Below are 19,766 nucleotides of genomic sequence, written 5' to 3' on the forward strand. Positions count from 1 at the left end.
GTTACGTATTTATTACGTACCCCTTTTTATTTCAGCGCTAAAGTATTAAACCAAAGCGCTGTTAAATGGCTTGTTTATTATACCACTTTAACCGGAATGAACTTAGTGCTCATTTCTTCTGTCGGTGGAGCAAAACGTGTAAGGTCAATACCTTCAACCGCTGCGGTGTATTCTTCCAATGTTGGGAAACGACCTAATACGGTAGAAAGTACAACTAACGGGGTAGAACCTAATAAAGATTCACCTTTTTTCTCACTGCTATCAGCTACAACACGACCTTGGAATAAACGGGTAGATGTTGCGATTACGGTGTCACCAGGTTCAGCTTTTTCTTGGTTACCCATACATAGGTTACAACCAGGGCGTTCTAAGTAAAGGATGTTTTCGTACTTAGTACGAGCAGCACCTTTAGGGTTAGCATCGTCAAAAACAAAACCTGAGTATTTCTCTAATACTTCCCAGTCACCTTCAGCTTTTAACTCATCAACAATGTTATATGTTGGTGGCGCAACAACTAATGGTGCTTTAAATGAAACAGTACCATTTTGTTTTTCAATGTTACGTAACATTTGCGCGATGATTTGCATATCACCTTTGTGAACCATACAAGAACCAACAAAACCTAAATCAACTGGCTTGTTGTTGTAGAATGAAACAGGGCGGATCACATCATGGGTATAACGCTTAGATACATCTTCGTTGTTTACGTCTGGATCAGCAATCATTGGCTCAATGATAGTGTCTAAGTCAATTTCAACTTCGGCATAGTATTTAGCGTTATCATCAGGTGATAATGCTGGCTCTTCACCAGACTTGATACCTGCAATACGCTCGTCAGCTAATTTAATTAAGCCAGCTAACATGCCTGCTTCGTTGTCCATACCTTTGTCGATCATGATTTGGATACGGCTCTTAGCAAGTTCAATTGATTTTACTAAGGTTTCGTCGTTTGAAATACAGATAGAAGCTTTTGCTTTCATTTCTGCCGACCAATCGGTGAAAGTAAATGCTTGGTCAGCCATAAGCGTACCAATGTGCACTTCAATAATACGACCTTGGAATACGTTCTCACCGCCAAATTGCTTAAGCATTTGTGCTTGCGTTGCATGTACCACATCACGGAAGTCCATGTGGCTTGCCATGTTGCCTTTAAACGTTACTTTAACAGACTCTGGAATTGGCATTGCTGATTCACCTGTGGCAAGTGCAATAGCAACAGTACCTGAGTCAGCACCAAACGCGACACCTTTAGACATACGCGTATGAGAGTCACCACCGATGATAATCGAACGATCATCAACGGTAATGTCGTTTAATACTTTATGAATAACGTCAGTCATTGCGTGGTAAACGCCTTTTGGATCACGGGCTGTGATTAGACCAAACTTGTTCATGAATGACATTAACTTAGGAATGTTTGCTTTCGCTTTGCTATCCCACACTGATGCGGTATGACAACCTGATTGGTAAGCACCGTCAACTAATGGCGAAATAGTAGAAGCAGCCATGGCTTCTAATTCCTGACAGGTCATAGGGCCAGTTGTATCTTGTGAACCAACAATGTTTACTTTAACGCGAACGTTAGAGCCAGCGTGTAGTGATGTTTCAGATTTAACACCAACAGCATTACGGTTAAATATTTTCTCAACCGCTGTTAAACCTTGTCCTTCATGTGAAATTTCTTTTGAAGGAGCATAAACAGCTGGAGCGTCAACACCTAATGTTTCTGCGGCAAATGTTTGTAATTTTTTACCAAAAGTAACAGCGTATGAACCACCGGCTTTCATGAATTCAACTTTTTGCGGTGTAAAGGCAGAAGATACATCAACTAACTCTTTATCGCCGTTGTATAGTTTTTTCGCTTTAGTATCGATAGTTAATACTGTGCCAGTTGCTACTGAGTATGCTTCTTCTAATACGGCATCGCCATTTGCATCAGTTACTGTATTACCGTCAGCGTCTACTTTCTTCACCCAGTTTTTAAGGTCAAGACCAATACCACCAGTTACATCAACTGTCGTTAAGAAGATTGGTGCAATACCGTTAGTACCTGCTACAACTGGTGCAATGTTAATGAATGGTACGTATGGGCTTGCTTGTTTACCCGCCCAAAGTGCTACGTTATTCACACCAGACATACGTGAAGAACCAACACCCATGGTGCCTTTTTCAGCAATTAGCATTACTTTAGCGTTTGGATGTTTCTTCTGTAATTCAACGATTTCTTGTTGTGCTTCAGGAGTGATCATACACTTACCGTGTAATTCACGGTCAGCACGTGAGTGAGCTTGGTTACCTGGCGATAATAAGTCAGTTGAAATATCACCTTCACCAGCAATGTAAGTAACTACTTCAATTTTTTCTGCAATATCAGGCAATTTAGTAAAGAACTCTGCGTTGGCGTAGCTTTCTAAAATGTCTTTTGCAATCGCATTACCGGCTTTATAAGCAGCTTCTAAACGTGCCGTGTCTGCGTCGTATAAAAATACTTGAGTTTTTAATACGGCAGCGGCAGGTACTGAAACAGTAGCGTCATCACTTAACGCTAAATCAAGTAGCGCTTCAATTGAAGGACCACCTTTCATGTGAGAAAGCAATTCAAAGGCAAACTCTGGGCTAATTTCAGCAACCGTTTCTTGGCCTAAAATAATTTCTTTTAAGAATGCTGCTTTTGCACCAGCAGCACTTGTTGTACCAGGTAAGGTGTTATAAATGAAGAAGTTTAGTGATTCTTCGCGATGCGCATTTCCAGGCTCTTTGATCTGCGTAATAATCTCAGCTAATAATTCAGCGTTATCAATTGGCAGAGGGGCCAATCCTAGATCATTTTTGCGACTTTCAATTTCTGCTAAATATTCTAAATACAGACTCATTCGATACTCTCTCTAGCTAATTAATGTGCTAATAATATGCTAACAATTTGCTAATCATACGGTAATTAAACGGTAATTAGCAGGGACAAATTTGGGCTTAGTTTACCTGATTCTCTATATACTTCGAATCATTTGATTAAATAAGCATTATTCATAACACTTATAGATTATAAAAAGCTAATTATAGCGGCTGTATTGATTGATCTGTAATTATTTTTTATTGGTTTGTTTTAACCTGCGTTTTTTTGGCTTTGAAAGATATTACCCCTTTAGTTTATTGTTAAACAATAGTGCAAAGAGATGGTTAATTTGTTATTTTGCCAATAGTTAAGTGAATCGATGGGTTGAGTCACTTTAAATATTAATGAGTAGGCGACAATGGACGCACCTTTAGGAACGGAGCATTGCCACGAATGTGGTTTGCAGCTTGTTATTCCGCCTTTAAATGAACAGCAAAAAGCGGTTTGTCCGCGATGTAAGTATGTACTTACTACTAAGCATAAGAATGCGATAGAGCGTACGTTGATTTTTTCGATAACCGCCGCGCTATTTTTAATTTTCTCTTTTTTTTTCGAATTTTTAACTTTTAAATCAAATGGTATTGAACGATCAATTAGTTTAATTACCAGTGTTAATGTATTGCTTGAATATAACTACGTATTACTCGCTGTTATTGAAGTACTGACTATTTTTATTATTCCAAGTTTGATTTTATTGGCGTTAATTTATTTATCCTTGTTTCGGTTAAGCAATTATCCACCACCTCAAGGAAGAAAGATTCTTGTGGGGTTAGCTAAATTATTACCATGGAATATGGTTGAAATTTTTCTGATCGGCGTGTTAGTGAGTTTAACTAAAATAGTTGCCCTCGCTGATATTGATTTAGGACTCGCTTTTTATAGTTTTATTTTGTTTTCATTATTTATGCTAGCAGCGCTATTACACTTTGATCAGCGTGAGCTATCAGTTTGGCTGAATGAAGGGAAGCCAATAGTTGACAATAAAATGCTTCATCAGCTGGCTACACCATTAGCAGCCAAGCATAGTGTGCAACGAACTTGGGCGTTATTAATAACATCGGTGGTGTTATATATTCCGGCTAATGTTTTTCCCATTATGAATACTCGCCTGTTGGGACAAGAAGACCCTAGCACCATTATTGGTGGCGTTATATTATTGTGGCAACATGGTTCGTATCCTATTGCGATGATTATCTTTATTGCCAGCGTTTTGGTTCCCATGAGCAAAATTGTGATCTTGGCATGGCTTAACTATAGCGTACAAAAAAATTCAAATATGATGATTAAAGAACGCATAAAATTGTATCGTATGGCAGAGTTTGTCGGGCGTTGGTCAATGGTTGATGTTTTTGTCGTGATTATTATTGTCAGTTTAGTACAGCTTGGCGATACTATGATGGTGTTACCTGGTTATGCTACCACAGCATTTTCCGGCGTTGTGGTGCTAACGATGTTAGCGGCGATGAGTTTTGATTCAAAATTAATTTACAATAAGAATACTTATGACCAATAAACTAGTTGTTCCTGCAGAAATTAAAGAAGTGAAATCAATTTCTAAACTTTGGTTTTTACCTCTTGTTGCTTTGCTTATCGGTTGCTGGATGCTTTATTACCAATGGAGTAATCAAGGCAGTTTGATCACCATACATTTTTTATCTGCTGAAGGCATTGAAGCCGGTAAAACCAAGATTAAATTTTTAAATGTTAATATTGGTGATGTGACGTCTGTGCAACTAAATGAAGATGGTGATGATGTGCTGGTGACCGCACGGATGTCTAAAGCCGCTGAAAAGTTACTGGTGACAGATAGTCAGTTTTGGGTTGTTTCTCCCAAAGTGTCGCTTGATGGTATATCGGGTTTGAGTACGATAATTTCTGGTGTTTATATTCAATTATCGCGGGGTGTTTCAACTGAATATAAAGATAAGTTTTATGCTTTAGAGTCGCCACCTGTGACACCATTAGGAACACCAGGCTTACATATTACCTTAAATAGTAATGATCAATTCGCTTATGAAAAGGGCGATCCTATCACCTATAAAGGCTTAACTGTTGGCCAGTTTGAAGATATCTATTTTAATTTTGAAGAGCGTGTTGTTTATTACAATGCTTTTATTAAAGCCCCTTATCATAAGCTAATTACCACCAACACTAAGTTTTGGGACATTACCGGTTTAAATGTTGATTTGAAAGCGGATGGTTTATCAATAAAAACAGGTAATTTAGAAACGATATTATCCAATGGTGTCACCTTTGATGTACCTACCGGGATGCCAGCAGGAGAGAGAGTTACCGACAGGTATAATTTTGATATTTATGAAAGTTATCAAACAGCAAGTGATCAACGCTATAAACATTATTTAGAATACGTGGTATTAGTTAGTGATACTGTTCGTGGTTTAGTTGTTGGTGCGCCGGTTGAATATCGTGGTATCACTATCGGTCAGGTGACTTCGATTAATATCACTCCAGAGAAGAATCGTTTTTTCACTGAAGACTTTAAAATTCCCGTGTTGATCCGTGTTCATCCAGGTCGGATTGGATTAACCGATGACCAAGCCGGATTAGACACCATGCAAAAGCAGCATGTTCATTGGATAAAAAATGGCCTAAAAGCTATGTTGCGTACGGGTAATTTGTTAACCGGTAGTTTATTTATTGAATTACAACATCACGAAAATGAAGCAATAGATACGATTGATAAATTTAACAATTATACGGTGATACCAACAGCCGAAGATCAATTTTCCAATATTTTAGCGAAGGTAGAAGAATTTATTGATAAGTTGAATAAACTACCGCTGAATAATACCGTAGGTAATGTTGATGACACATTGGCTAACATCAATGCAATGACCGCGGATATTGCCGAAGTTAGCGAAACGATGACTACATTACTGAACAATCTTGATCAAGCTCAGTTGGGTAAAGAGTTAACCGCTACGTTAAAAAGCATCAGCCATTTAACAAAAGACTTTTCCGCAGACTCGGTTGGCTATCAACAGTTAAATAATACGCTTAAGTCGTTATCAAGCGTTTTACAGGAGCTTGAACCTGTACTTATTCAATTAAAACAACAACCAAATAGTTTGATGTTTAACTCAGGGCAAACTCAGATACTTGAACCGAAAAAACACACAGGGGCAGAACGTTAATGAAAAATATAAATGTGATCAGTTTAGTCTTTGTTTTATCTATGTTAACCCTTGGTTGCAGTTCATCAACTGAGTCAACAAACTACTATTTATTAACTAATAAAATTCAGAACTTACAAACGGTAGAGCCATTATCAAACAGTAACAAAAAGCAATATCAGCTAACGGTTAAATTACCTGAATATTTACAAAAACCTTATTTGGTTATGCAATTAGATGAAAATAAAATTCATTATTCGCTGTTCCATTTATGGGCGGAACCCTTAAATAAGGGATTCAGTAAAGCGCTCTTGTTTGATCTAAATAATGCACAGTCGAATCACTATGTTGTTTCTTCTGACAATGATAACCAATTAACAGCGGAAAAAATTCTAATAACGCTGGATTATTTTCATATTACTGAACGAGCAAGTGTTATTTTAGCAGGGCAGTTTTCGGTGCAAAACGGTACTAACAAAAGCTATCAGCGCTTTACCTTTGAACAAACTTTAGCGGCTGACGGTTATACTCATGCGATCTCGCAAATGCGTTTGTTGATCACACAATTAAGTAAACAAATAACTATGAGTATTTAACATGTTAATTATGTCATTTTTGCTACACTAAAGGTAAGTTGCTCAGCCTTAACCAATTACGTGTTTTAACCTAAAAAATCTGGGATCTATTATGGAATATCAGTATCAACTTGACCCTGCCACCGGCAATGCGCGGGCATTATTTTCCTTTGAACATGAAATTTTTGGCCCATGGTTAGAAGTAGAAATAGGTAATAATGTCGACAAATTAACGGAAGTGCTAAAAGCCATTGATGATATTAACCATGGCAAGTTACAAGAAGTGGTGATCTCTGGCAGCGAATACAGCGTAATATTAGACCAACAAGATGTTATGATAAAAACGAATATGAGCCTTAATCACAACTTAAATGGTCAAGAAAATTTAATCGACGGCTTAAAAGAACAAGGGTTGTCGCTTGATGATGATATGGATGCGATGTGTGGTTTAGAAGACTTTCATCAATTAATTTTATCGTGGTCAAAATTTGTAACAAAATAAAGCTAATCAAAAGAGTCATGATTGCGTTAATAATACGTTAGCCTAATTGTGCTACCAACCTATAACTACCTTAAATATTCATGGAATTCCTTGTATGACTGAACAATTTGATAGTCACACCATGGCTGCTCAGCCGAAATCAAATCCCATTAAAAAAATTATTATCCCTATTGTGATTATTGTTGTGGCTATTGCTATTTTTATGGTGATGATAAATCTAGCGCCAAAACCTGAAAAAAAATCTGTGGAGATAAAGCCACCTTTAGTTAATGTTGAACCCATTAAAGTCGCCACGGTTGCCTTAAAAGTGTATAGCCAAGGTACAGTGATACCTAATGTAGAGAGCACGTTAACTGCGGAAGTTTCTGGTCGTATTATTGAGGTAGCGACTAATTTTGATAATGGCGTATATTTTAAGAAAAATCAGGTAATTGCTAAAATAAATGATGATGTATACCAAGTTAATTTATTACAAGCGCAAGCTCGCTTGGAAGTTGCTAAAGCCGCTTTGTTAGAAGAGCAGGCGCGTGGGCAGCAAGCTAAAGATGAATGGCGTTTATCAGGAAAATCATTAGATGAAGCGCCACTTATGGCACTTAGAAAACCTCAATTACAAAAAGCAAAAGCAGACTTAGCGGTGGCGGAAGCGGAAGTAAAAGCTGCGAATATCCAATTAGCAAAAACCATTATTAGAGCGCCTTATGACGGTATTATTAAAAACAAAATGGTAGATATTGGGCAATTTGTTAATACTGGTACGGCATTAACTGAAATTTTTTCAGCTGAAAAGGCGAAAGTACGTTTGCCGATCAAATTACAAGATATTAATTATTTAAACTTACCAACGGTAAATCAACCCCACTCAAATATCAAAGTTGAACTTAATAGCGAGATTGGCTTAGATAATTTTACTTGGCAAGCAGAACTAACCGGCTATGAAGGTGAAGTGGATAACACCAGCCGAGTGCATTATGTGATCGCAACTATAGCAGACCCATATAATATTCAACAAATACCTGAGCGGGCAGAATTACGTGTGGGTAGCTTTGTTAATGCGGTCATTGAAGGTAAAACCATTGAAAACTTATCGGTATTACCTAGAAGTGCCGTGGTTGGTAAAAATACGCTTTATTTAATGACTAAGGATAAAACGCTAAACATTGTTGATTTCACGGCAATAAGTGCCGATCAGCATTTTATTTATAGCAAACAAAACTTTGGTGATAATCAACAGTTGGTTTTAACTGAAATTGCTTTACCTGTATCAGGCATGCCTTTACGAGTAAAAGAAATACCAGCGCAAGCAGCCGAAGAGAATAATTAAATGACAGAGCCCGTGAAAACTACCGGTATTATTGCTTGGTTTGCTAGAAATAGCGTTGCCGCTAATTTGTTAATGGTTTTTATTTTAGTTGCTGGCGTGATTTCTTATATCAACATTGATAAAAAAATGTTTCCAGATTTCAACCCGAATATGATCCAAGTTCGGGTTGCTCATTTAGGCGCAGCACCTGAAGAAGTTGAGCAAGGTGTTATTCTAAAAATAGAAGAAGCACTTGAAGATATTGACGGAATTAAACGCATTACTGCAACGGCCAGTGAAGGTTATGCGGTGGTGTCGTTAGAGTTAAATTCAGGTGAATCATTGGCTGAAAAGCTCGATGAAGTGCAAATGCAGGTTGATGCCATTACGACCTTTCCTGAACAAATTGAAAAACCGGTAGTAATGAAAGCCGAGTTTAAAGGGCAAGTATTATGGCTGTCGGTACGAGGTGATATGGATCGGCGTACTCGGCAAAACATGGCGCAAAATATTCGGGATGAAATTATGTTGTTGCCTGGAGTGAATGTCGCCCAAGTGGTGGGTAAGCTTGATTATGAAATTAGTATTGAGGTATCAGAGCAAAAATTACATCAATATAACCTTACTTTTGATGAAATTACCCAAGCAGTAAGAAAATCATCTGTTGATTTACCCGGCGGTAAAATAAAAAGTGCGGGCGGTGATATTCTTATTCGTACCCAAGGACAAGTTTATACCGGTGTTGAATATGGTCAGCTGGTATTAAGAACCAACCCGGATGGCACCCGTATTTTATTGGCCGACGTTGCCAATATTATTGACGGTTTTGTCGAAGATAAAGGTTTTTCACATTTTAATGGTAAAGACAGTACCAGCGTGATGGTGCAATCAACTTCTGATCAAAATGACTTAGCCATTGCCGCTGAAGTGAAAAAATACGTTGCTGAAAAGCAAAAAACATTACCGCCAGGAGCTGAACTTTCAACTTGGGGAGATAGTTCTTATTATTTATCGCAACGTTTAGAAATGATGTTTAGTAACTTAGCGATGGGAGCTGCGCTTGTTTTTATCGTTTTAACCTTATTTCTTCGCATCAGAGTGGCCTTTTGGGTGATGTTAGGTATTCCGATTAGTTTTATGGGCGCGGTGATGTTAATGCCATTAGCTGGCGAGTGGGCGGTTTCAATAAACTTACTTAGTCTCTTTGCTTTTATTATGGTGTTGGGGATTGTCGTTGATGATGCCATTGTTATTGGCGAAAGTATTTATAGTGAAATACAAACTAAAGGGCATACCACGGAAAGTGTTATTGACGGCACATTAAGAGTGGCGATGCCAGCGACTTTTGGTGTTTTAACAACTATCGCGGCTTTTGCGCCTTTGTTAGCAATTGACTCAACTTTTTCTAGCTTTTTCAGGGCAATCGCCTTGGTGGTTATTTATTGTTTAATTTTTTCTTTGATTGAATCTAAATGGATTTTACCGGCGCATTTAGCGCATATGAAATATAAGCCAATTACGCCAGAAACCGCTAACTGGTTTGAAATGAAGCAGCTTAATTTTAAAAATGGTTTAGAAAAGTTTATTCATCATATTTACGCGCCGTTATTAGCCAAAGCTTTATCGCTTCGTTATACCACTATGGCTATTTTTATGGCGGTATTGATAATTTCAGTCGGCTTAATTGTTAGCTCACAAGTGAAACTGGAAGTCTTTCCAAAAGTGCCCGGTGACTTTTTGCAAGGCGATGTCACCCTCGTTGATGGTAGTTCAGTAACACAACGCAATGCTGTTATTGAAAAAATGAACCAAGCCGCTTTAGATATGGTGGCAGAAGAGCAAGCACGTAGCGGTGAAAATATTTTAAAAAACTTAATGGTTTATACCGAAAGTGATATTACCGGTAAGTTTGTGCTGGAATTAGTCAAACAAGATCAGCGTCAGTTATCTTCTTATGAAATTGAAAAATTATGGCGCGATAAAATAGGTGAGCTTGCTGGTGTGCGTGATTTACGTATTTTTGCTGGCGTTAATGCTGGCGGTGGGGCGGCTTTAGAGTTTCAATTATCAGGTGCCCATGATCAACAACTTGAAGACGCCTCAAACGATATTATCAATGCACTTGCCGATTTTAATGGTGTTTATGACATTCGCAGCTCATTCAGCCGTGGCAGCCAAGAAATAAAATTAGCAATCAAACCTGAGGCTGAAGCGTTAGGTTTAACCTTATCTGATCTAGGTAAACAGGTTCGCCAAGCTTTTTATGGTGAACAAGCACAACGTATTCAACGTGGTCGTGACGAATTAAAAGTGATGGTACGTTACCCAGAAGAGGATAGAGTGTCGATAAACGACCTAGAAAACATGTGGATACGCTTACCTAATGGCAACAATATTCCCTTTGGACAGGTAGCGAATATGTCGATAGGCCAAGGATTTTCAAATATTAATCGTATTAATCAAAAACGTACGATTACGGTATCGGCTGATATTGATAGTGCTAAAGTTGAATCGCGTAAAATATTAGAAGAGATGAATAAAGACACCATACCTAAAATATTAGAGCGCTACCCAACGGTGAATTATGGCATGGAAGGGGCGAGTAAAGAGCAAGCTGAATTTATTAGTCAATTGCTGTTTGCTTTAATGGGGGCCTTATTTTTAATTTATGGTTTGATCGCTATTCCAACCAAATCTTATGTGCAACCGTTAGTGATCATGTCAGTGATCCCGTTTGGTATTATTGGTGCAATTTGGGGACATTATTTGTTGGGTAGAACCATTAATATGATGTCTATTTATGGTTTTATCGCGTTAACCGGTGTTGTGGTTAATGACAGTTTGATCATGGTGGATTTTGTTAATCGCGCAAAACAACAAGGTATTCGCATAAAAGATGCGGTTGTGCAGGCCGGTACTCAACGTTTTAGAGCAATTTTGTTAACCTCATTAACCACCTTTTTTGGTGTTTTCCCGCTTTATTTTGAAACCAGTTTACAAGCGCAATTTATTATCCCAATGGCAATATCATTAGGCTTTGGTATTTTGTTTGCTACGGTTATCACGTTATTTTTGATCCCTTCTTTGTACGTGATCAAAGAAGATCTTTCCGCGCTTAAAAATAGGTGTTTTGGTAAGCGTGTTGTCGCTGCTCGATGAAGGAAGTAAAGCCTTTATTGATTTAAAGGCTTTATAAAATATGTTCGGTAACGTCTTCTACAAGATCTTTATATTGTTCATCATCTATATTTAACACCGTGAAAGCTGATTCGCAAATATGTGACCAGTCAGCATGATCAGAAAAGTGTTTTATTTGGTGAACAATATTTTCCGCCATTTTTAAAATGGCAAATTCGCTTTGGATTGCTGTTTGATCAAGCATTTGTAAAAAGTCGCGATCATGGTGACGTAAAATAAGTTGGCAAATATCTTTTGGTAAGCGCCATGAGGTGGCAACATAATAACCAATGGTGGCATGGTTTACTGCGTAAATATGCTCTTCAATTTCAGGTAAGGTTTTACTTGGTGTTTTTTCAGCAAAAGCTAAGACATCAGCATAATTGGGATATTTTAGGGTTAATACGGGAATGCCACAATCATGAAACAAACCAATACTAAATAATTTTTCTGAAGTGCCTCTAAATCCCACTTTTTTGCCAATAAATACCATCGCATTGGCAATACTAGTGGCGTCTTGCCAAAATTTATCAAAAACCTCGCCGTTACCTTGATCAAATTCACGCTTTAATAAAATACTGGTCACTAAGGCATAAACACCTTGTAAACCAATGTATTTTACAGACTTTTTTATATCGGAAATGGTTCGGGCTAAGCCATATAAAGGAGAGTTTATGGTTTTAATAATGGTTGCTGACATAGCGACATCTTCAGTGATCGCATCAGCAACATCATCAAGACTAGGCTCATCTTGCGCGATAATTTCTTGCAATTTTAACAATAAATCTGGGCGAGCGGGGATGGCAAAGCCTTTACCAATATCAGCAAGTACCTGATCATCAATATTTAACATAAATACACAAGTACCGAATTTGTGAAATGAATGATGTTTTATCGTACTTTTTTTTGATCTTTCTGTAAATCGTATCATTAGCTTATTCTTAAAAAGACGGCTTAGCATCAGTTTCATCTAATTTATAACATCTTCGGCTAGCAGCTTTTTTTAAAACGAGTAAACTATAACTATTAGTCTGTTAAGAGAAATATTTTATGAGTAAAATTAAACAGGTAGCTGTTGTTGGTGGTACCCATGGTAATGAATTCAGCGGCATTTATTTATTAAAAAAATGGCAAAAACAACCTAATTTAATTGCTCGTTCTAGTTTTGAAACAGAAACCGTTTTTGCTAACCCAAAAGCGTTTGGTGAAAACAAACGTTATATTGATTGTGATTTAAATCGCCAATTTACGGCTAAAAAGTTAGCCAATAATGAGCTAGCCAATTATGAACAAAGTAGAGCTAAAGCTATCAATGCTCAGTTAGGGCCAAAAGGAAATGCCAGAACTGACTTTATTATTGATTTGCACAACACCACCAGTAATATGGGGCCAACGCTTATTTTAGTTCAGTCGGACGACTTTAATAAAAAGCTTGGTGCTTATGTATTGCAGCAAATGGCTGACGCTGTTGTTATTTTTGAAGATCAAAAAACCATTCAAGAGCATTATTTTTTATGTTCAATTGCGCCACAAGGGGTGATCATTGAAATTGGTCCTCAACCGCAATCGGTTGTTAGGCAGGATGTATTAGATCAAATGGATGAAATGACCAAACATGTTTTGGATTTTATCCATTTGCATAATACTGATTCATTACCAGAATTACCGAAAAAATATGAAGCCTTTTGTTGGATTGAAAGTATTAAATTACCGGAAGATGAAAACGGCGAACGTATCGGCATGATCCATAAAAATGTTCAAGATAACGATTTTAAACCTTTAGTAAAAGGTGATCCGATTTTTACGCTATTTGATGGTGGTGAAATAACCTATCAAGGTGACTATACTGCTTATCCGCACTTTATTAATGAAGCCGCTTATTATGACAATAATTTAGCGATGTCGCTTGGTAAAAAGCGTTTAGTGACCTTATAGCGAATTAATTCAAGCGGCTATTTTTTAGCTAAGTTAAACTAAGCTATTAAGTATAGGGCAATTCGAACGGTAGTTTAGTAACTGAGTTTGGGTTAATTATAAACCGATAACTTGAGCAATTAATTAACTCAAATTATCGGTTTTTTTTATGTCATTTTTATGTCATTTTAATGTCGTTTTAATGTCGTTTTGTTTGTGGTTTTAGTTAATACCATTCCGTATAAAGAAGTGCTCACTTAGAACGGTATGGGCGGCATTAGAACAAACAAAATTTGTGAAGATATAGTCATTCTACATCAAATAAATTTTGTGCAGTTATCATGGTGCCCATACGTTCCCAAAGGGCGAGTTTTAAAGGCTTATATGCAGCGTTATTGATTTTGACAAGGTTCCCACATGGATGTGGGACATTAGGGTAACGCAGGAGCAGTTACCGAGAATAACCATTATCTTCAATCAATGCCTTGCCTCTAAGCTTTTAGTTCTCGCTAAGCGAGCACTTTCTTATATGGATTGGTATTAGCTTAATGATTTTCTTTATGGTTACTTAAAATGTCGGTATTACCGATGGCAGCTTGATAGACAGTATATTGATTTTTTCCTGAACGTTTAGCTTGATACATAGCAGCATCAGAACGTTCAAATAAATGATGAGAAGAATTTTCTAAGTTTGGTATTGCCGTGGCAATACCAATACTGACACTCACGTATGCGTGTTTGCTGTATTCGTGTTTTAATTGTTGTTTATTTAATTCTTGGCTAATTTGCTCGGCAACTTCAACGCCAGCATTTACGTCAGATTCGGTTAAAACCACGGCAAACTCTTCACCTCCTACACGAGCGACTAAATCACTGGAACGTTTAATGCAGCGGCGAATACACTTACTCACCACTAATAAACATTCATCACCACGACCGTGACCATAATGATCGTTATAAGCTTTAAAGTCATCGATATCTATCATTAATAAGGTGATCGGTGATTTTTTTCGAACCGAACGTTGCCATTCTGATTGAAAAAATTCATCAAATTTTCGCCTGTTAGCAAGTGTAGTTAAAGGGTCGGTCGCGGCTAAGCGTTCAAGCTGTTTTGATTGTTTGAACAATTTGCAGTGCGTACGCACACGCATTTTTAAAATAGAGGTTTCAATTGGCTTGGTAATGTAATCAATGGCACCAATTTCAAAGCCTTTTACTTGGTTGGCGGTATCACTTAATGCAGTAACAAACACTACGGGAATATTTTGGGTTAATTTATTTTCTTTTAACTGCCGGCACAGTTCATAGCCATTAATTTCAGGCATCATAACATCTAACAAAATTAAGTCAGGTAAAGACGAAGATAGGTTTAACCCATCAGCCGCAGTAGTGGCGATTATTACATTAAACTCATCTTTAAGTGTTGTTGCGATAAGTTTAATGGTTGTAATATCATCATCGATGACAAGTATTGTTGAGTCCGGCATTATTACAATCCATATAATATTGTTTCACTTTAATAGTAATCCCTATAAGCTTATTAGTCTAATATGATAAAAAAATATTTAACCCGAGCTCTGGTTATTTAAATAATACTAAGGAAAGTTGTATGAACGAGATCATTGATAGTTTATTTAAATTAGACTACATGCCTCATGGCCATTGTTATTGGTGGAAACCTGAGATCTTGTGGTTAAATGTTATTTCCGATGTTTTTATTGCCTTCGCTTATTTTTCTATTCCTATTGCTATTTATTATTTTGTAAAGCGCCGCCCAGATATTGAATTTAAAGGGGTAATAATTTTATTTTCTTTATTTATTTTGTGTTGTGGTATTACGCATTTAATCAGTATTGTGGTTATTTGGCATGGTAGTTATGGTATCCATGGGCTGGCTAAATTAGTAACCGCCATTGTTTCATGTATTACTGCTTATCATGTTTATAAAGCGATACCGCTCGCGTTAAAAATTCCATCATTAAATTCATTACAAGTTGCTTATGAACAAGCAACCAAAGAAAAGCTTGCTCGAATTCAATTAGAAAATCAAAAAGTACAAGATACCTTATTAAGAGACTCTACCAATAACGCACAAGTTGGTATTTTAGTGATTGATGAACACGGCATTATTATTTTAGCCAATAATGCTGCTTGCGATATTTTTGAATATGCGTCTGAAGAGCTAGAAGGTGAAAATGTAGCTATTTTAATTGCGGAATCAGAGCAGGAAGCTCATCAAGGTTTAATGCAGCATTTTTTACTTCATCCAGAAACTAATAAAAAAATGGCAACCGGTAGAACGGTCTATGGTTATAGTAAATTTAAGAAAAAAGTGCCGATTGAAATTGTTTTAAATCACCGCGTACAAAACGGTAAACCAGTCGTTTATGCTTCTATTCTTGATGTTTCCGCTCGCATTGCCGCAGAAGTTGCATTAGCAAAAAGTGAGTCTATTACCCAGAACATTATTCAAGCATTGCCGATTGGTTTTCATATGTTTGAGCTTGTTGATAATGATTTGATATTTAGAGCTCACAACCCAGCAGCTGATTTTATTTTAGGCATTGATAACTCTGAGTTACTTGGGAAAAAAATATTGGATGCCTTCCCTGATTTGGAAGGGCAGATCATTCCTGAACAGTTAATTGAAGTGGCAAGAACAGGTGTGCCAAGAGTTAACGATATTAATTATTATGACGATGGCATAAAAGCTGGCGCTTATCTGGTTCATAGTTTTCAAAGTAGTGCAAATAAGGTGGTGGTGTTATTTCAAGATATCACTGAGCAGAAAAAAACAGAGCAAGAAATTGCCGCCAAAGAGCAGTTTATTCGACGAGCGTTCGATTCATCGATTACCGGGGTTTATATATATAACCGTGAAACCGGTATTAACGAATTTATCAATGAAAGTTACACTCGAATTACCGGTTTAACCTTAGATGATATTAATAACATGGATGAAGCTGAGTTTATGGCGAATTTTCATCCTGATGATGTTGACGATGTTCAAGAGCATATGACTGAACTTTTTCAGTCTAAGGATGAAAATGCCATATTTACTATTGAATATCGCTTTAAACATGCTGATGGGCATTGGATATGGTGCTTGTCACAAGATGTTATTTTAGAAAGAAATGAGCTTGGTGATGCGATCACTTTTATGGGCAGTTTCATGGATATTACTCAACTCAAAGAAATGCAGGAAAATCTCATTGAACTTAAAAATAGCGCAGAAAAAGCAAATGCGATTAAAAGTGATTTTTTAGCCAATATGAGTCATGAGATACGGACACCAATGAATGCCATCTTAGGGCTTACTCATATTGTGTTAGAGATGGACTTAGGCAATAAACAACGGGAATATTTAAGTAAAGTAGAAACCTCGTCTAAGTCATTATTGAATATTTTGAACGACATTTTAGATTATTCCAAAATGGAAGCTGGCAAAATTAATATTGTTCATGAAGTTTTTGCCATTGAAGATGTTTTTGAGTCGGTCACCGGCTTATTCACTTTATTAGCAGAAGAAAAACGGGTTGAATTAATCGTTGAATTACCTGTTCACCATGAGCATTATTTCCTTGGTGATCAGTTACGAATCACACAAATATTAAATAACATTGTTGGTAATGCCCTTAAATTTACCGAACAAGGTTATGTGAAATTATCTCTGACAATTACCGATATTGCCGGTGACCAGCTGCAAAAACAACTAGCGTTTAGTGTTGAAGATACCGGTATTGGTATGTCGTCTGAGCAGGTTGAACAATTATTTATTTCATTTAATCAAGCGGATACTTCCATTAGCCGTACTTTTGGAGGTACCGGATTAGGTTTGTCTATTAGTAAAGGCTTGGCGAATTCTATGGGAGGAGAAATTAAAGTCAGCAGTACACCTTATGTTGGTAGTACTTTTACCTTAGAGCTACCTTTAACTTTAGCCTCTGTTAACGATGATAAACAACTTGTTGCACCTAAGCCGATGAGTGTTTTGATTGTTGATGATAATGACACCAGCTTAATTACCTTAGAAAAACTCTTTTTACAGTGGGACTTTGAAGTCACTACTTGTAACGACAGCGAGCTTGCATTAGAACTTTTTAAACAAAAAGCGCAACAAGGTGAAACTTTTGAATTGTTAGTGGTTGATTGGAAAATGCCAAAAATTGATGGCATAGAGCTGATCAGCTTAATCCAATCACAAGCCTCAACAAAAGACGAAAGTTTAAAAATATTAATGGTAACCGCCTACGGTAGAAAGTTTGCTGAAAGATCACTCGAGAAGCAAAAAATACAAGGTATTATTGATAAGCCGGTACTTACTTCAAAAATTCATAATATTTTATTGGAATTACAAAATTATGGTGAAGTTGGTTTATTGCCAAACCAAAGTAACAGCCTGTTAACGGAAGAGCTCAATTTACAAAATATTCATATTCTATTAGTAGAAGATAATGAAATGAATCAATTAGTGGCTCAAGACATTTTGGAATCATTTGGTGCTAATGTGGTGATTGCGGTTAATGGTCAAGAAGCTGTTGAGCTATTTGCCAAGCAATATTTTGATTTGATCTTAATGGATTTACAAATGCCGGTTATGGATGGTTTTGCCGCAACCACAGCCATTCGAGCAACAGCTGCAGGTAAAAAAATCCCGATCTTAGCTATGTCAGCAGCGGTGATGAAAGCGGATGTTGATAAAGTAGCTAGCTCAGGCATGAATGATCATATTGCTAAACCTATCGATATTAAAAATATGACTAAGGTGCTCACTAAGTGGATAAAAAGTGACAATAAATTAACCTCAGTACATAGCAGAACACAGTCACCGGAAGTTATTTATACTGGCGCACTCGCTGCATTAAAAGAGCATGATTTTAATGTCGAAAAAGCTTTAACTAAAATAGGTCATCGTCAGGCACTTTATCTTACGTTATTGAAAAGCTTTTACCGGGAACAATTCCCGAATATTGCGTTATTAAAAACGGCGATAGCAGAAGACAATACGACTTTTATTAGCCGTTTAGCGCATAGTTTAAAAAGTTTATCGGCAACCTTAGGGGCTGTACACTTGCACAATTTAGCTTGTCAGGCTGAGCAAAATAATACCGATAAACTATTACTTGAACAATTCGCTCAAGCTTTTGAACTTTGTTGTCAAATGATTGATAAAGCCTTAGCTAATGAGCAAAATAACGACAAAAACGAAACATCAGGATCAGTACAACCCGTTGAAGATGAAACTGAGCAGTTAGCAATGTCGGATGAAGAGATCACGGGCATATTAAACAGCTTACAACAGACATTAACCTTACGAAAATTTATTGATGAAGCCGAATTTAAGGCCATTAAAAAAGTGTTATTAACTAAGTGGTCACCGGATGAATTAAGTGCCTTATTCGAAGCTTTAGACAGTTTAGCTTATGAACAAGCGTTATTAGCTTTAAATAACCTGAACTCGGGATAACAACTTGCTTTCTAGCAGCTGTTTTTCCTTATTACTGCGTTAAATTTAATTGCAATACGCCCCCATGGATGGGGAAGGTAGAGCGACGTTTGAACCAAAGCCGAGGCTCGCTATTGGCGCTTAAATTTGCCTTGTACTAAGAAAAAACATCAAGCTAGAATAGATAAAATATGCAAAATATATGTATTTCATATAGTTAGCTAATTTCTTATCCCGAGTTCAGGTTAAATAAATTGCAGGAAGGTTAATTCATTATTTAAAGCATATTATAGTGCTTAACATGTACAGACTAACAAATAATATAGAGCATGCTTTGAAGAGCTCTAAATTATTTGTTAATCGTTAGCTAGCGTTAAACTAATCTTAGGTTATTTAAGTTTAGTTATTTTCTCATTTAGGTCGTAACTTTTATCAGTAACAATCGCTTCTAATGTTTCAATACGTTCTATATAAGCGGCCAATTTAGTATTAACGGCATCGTCAACTTCTGCTTTTAATGTTGCCTTTTGAATTTTTAAGGCTTCGACTTCGAGCTGTTTCATTTTAGTTTTCTGGGTTTGAATTACCGCGATAATGGCGAACGAAATGCCAAAAATAGAACTCACGGTTAAAAAGAACCAAAGATTTATTTCCATGTAAGAACCTACTTTATATTGATGAAGTAATGTTTATTTAGCAAAACCTATTCCAATTAAATATTTGTTATATATCAGGCTGTTGATTTCATTTTTTATTATCTATTTTAGTAATATCGCTAAAAAGTAGTGAAATAAACTAGATTTTATCTTTTTTGTAACTAAG

General features: G+C 36.8%; 12 protein-coding genes. 8 read left to right on the forward strand and 4 right to left on the reverse strand.

The features are described from left to right. Positions 1-77: 77 nt before the first annotated feature. Positions 78-2,873, reverse strand: coding sequence for a bifunctional aconitate hydratase 2/2-methylisocitrate dehydratase (locus tag ACSLUO_RS05715; protein WP_448246976.1), 2,796 nt, complete (start codon positions 2,871-2,873; stop codon positions 78-80). 378 nt (positions 2,874-3,251) lie between these two features. Between ACSLUO_RS05715 and ACSLUO_RS05720 the strand changes: the two genes are divergently transcribed. From ACSLUO_RS05720 to ACSLUO_RS05745, 6 genes are all read left to right on the forward strand, one after another. Beyond that, positions 3,252-4,406 (forward strand): paraquat-inducible protein A, encoded by a 1,155-nt coding sequence (locus ACSLUO_RS05720; protein ID WP_448246978.1) that lies wholly within the window; start codon positions 3,252-3,254, stop codon positions 4,404-4,406. Further along, entirely contained in the window at positions 4,396-6,048 is a 1,653-nt protein-coding gene (gene pqiB / locus ACSLUO_RS05725; RefSeq protein WP_448246979.1) for an intermembrane transport protein PqiB, read from the forward strand. The genes ACSLUO_RS05720 and pqiB overlap by 11 nt, the downstream gene beginning before the upstream one ends. Next, positions 6,048-6,623 carry a PqiC family protein gene (locus ACSLUO_RS05730; protein WP_448246981.1) on the forward strand — a complete coding sequence of 192 codons (576 nt, stop codon included), beginning with the start codon at positions 6,048-6,050 and terminating at the stop codon, positions 6,621-6,623. The genes pqiB and ACSLUO_RS05730 overlap by 1 nt, the downstream gene beginning before the upstream one ends. Before the next feature lie 91 nt (positions 6,624-6,714). Then, positions 6,715-7,104, forward strand: a complete 390-nt coding sequence (locus ACSLUO_RS05735) for a YacL family protein (protein WP_448246983.1) — start codon at positions 6,715-6,717, stop codon at positions 7,102-7,104. Between the two features lie 94 nt (positions 7,105-7,198). Then, positions 7,199-8,428 carry an efflux RND transporter periplasmic adaptor subunit gene (locus tag ACSLUO_RS05740; RefSeq protein WP_448246985.1) on the forward strand — a complete coding sequence of 410 codons (1,230 nt, stop codon included), beginning with the start codon at positions 7,199-7,201 and terminating at the stop codon, positions 8,426-8,428. Beyond that, positions 8,429-11,566 (forward strand): efflux RND transporter permease subunit, encoded by a 3,138-nt coding sequence (locus ACSLUO_RS05745; protein WP_448246987.1) that lies wholly within the window; start codon positions 8,429-8,431, stop codon positions 11,564-11,566. It begins immediately after the preceding gene. Between the two features lie 31 nt (positions 11,567-11,597). On the opposite strand, the gene ACSLUO_RS05750 is transcribed toward ACSLUO_RS05745, so the two are convergent. Then, entirely contained in the window at positions 11,598-12,437 is an 840-nt protein-coding gene (locus ACSLUO_RS05750) for an HDOD domain-containing protein (protein ID WP_448246989.1), read from the reverse strand. A gap of 197 nt (positions 12,438-12,634) precedes the next feature. On the opposite strand from ACSLUO_RS05750, the gene ACSLUO_RS05755 reads away from it, so the two are divergent. Continuing rightward, positions 12,635-13,519: an aspartoacylase gene (locus ACSLUO_RS05755; RefSeq protein ID WP_448246990.1), complete on the forward strand. Its 885-nt coding sequence runs from the start codon at positions 12,635-12,637 to the stop codon at positions 13,517-13,519. Between the two features lie 524 nt (positions 13,520-14,043). On the opposite strand, the gene ACSLUO_RS05760 is transcribed toward ACSLUO_RS05755, so the two are convergent. Continuing rightward, positions 14,044-14,985, reverse strand: a complete 942-nt coding sequence (locus ACSLUO_RS05760) for a GGDEF domain-containing protein (protein WP_448246992.1) — start codon at positions 14,983-14,985, stop codon at positions 14,044-14,046. A 122-nt stretch (positions 14,986-15,107) separates the two neighbouring features. Here ACSLUO_RS05760 and ACSLUO_RS05765 point away from each other — a divergent pair, with 122 nt between their 5' ends. Continuing rightward, complete coding sequence (locus tag ACSLUO_RS05765) at positions 15,108-18,965, forward strand: response regulator (protein WP_448246994.1); 3,858 nt, start codon at positions 15,108-15,110, stop codon at positions 18,963-18,965. 368 nt (positions 18,966-19,333) lie between these two features. Here the strand turns inward: ACSLUO_RS05765 and ACSLUO_RS05770 are convergent, their stop codons facing one another. Continuing rightward, positions 19,334-19,600 carry a hypothetical protein gene (locus ACSLUO_RS05770; protein WP_448246995.1) on the reverse strand — a complete coding sequence of 89 codons (267 nt, stop codon included), beginning with the start codon at positions 19,598-19,600 and terminating at the stop codon, positions 19,334-19,336. Positions 19,601-19,766: the final 166 nt, after the last annotated feature.

The organism is Thalassotalea agariperforans (assembly GCF_053470345.1).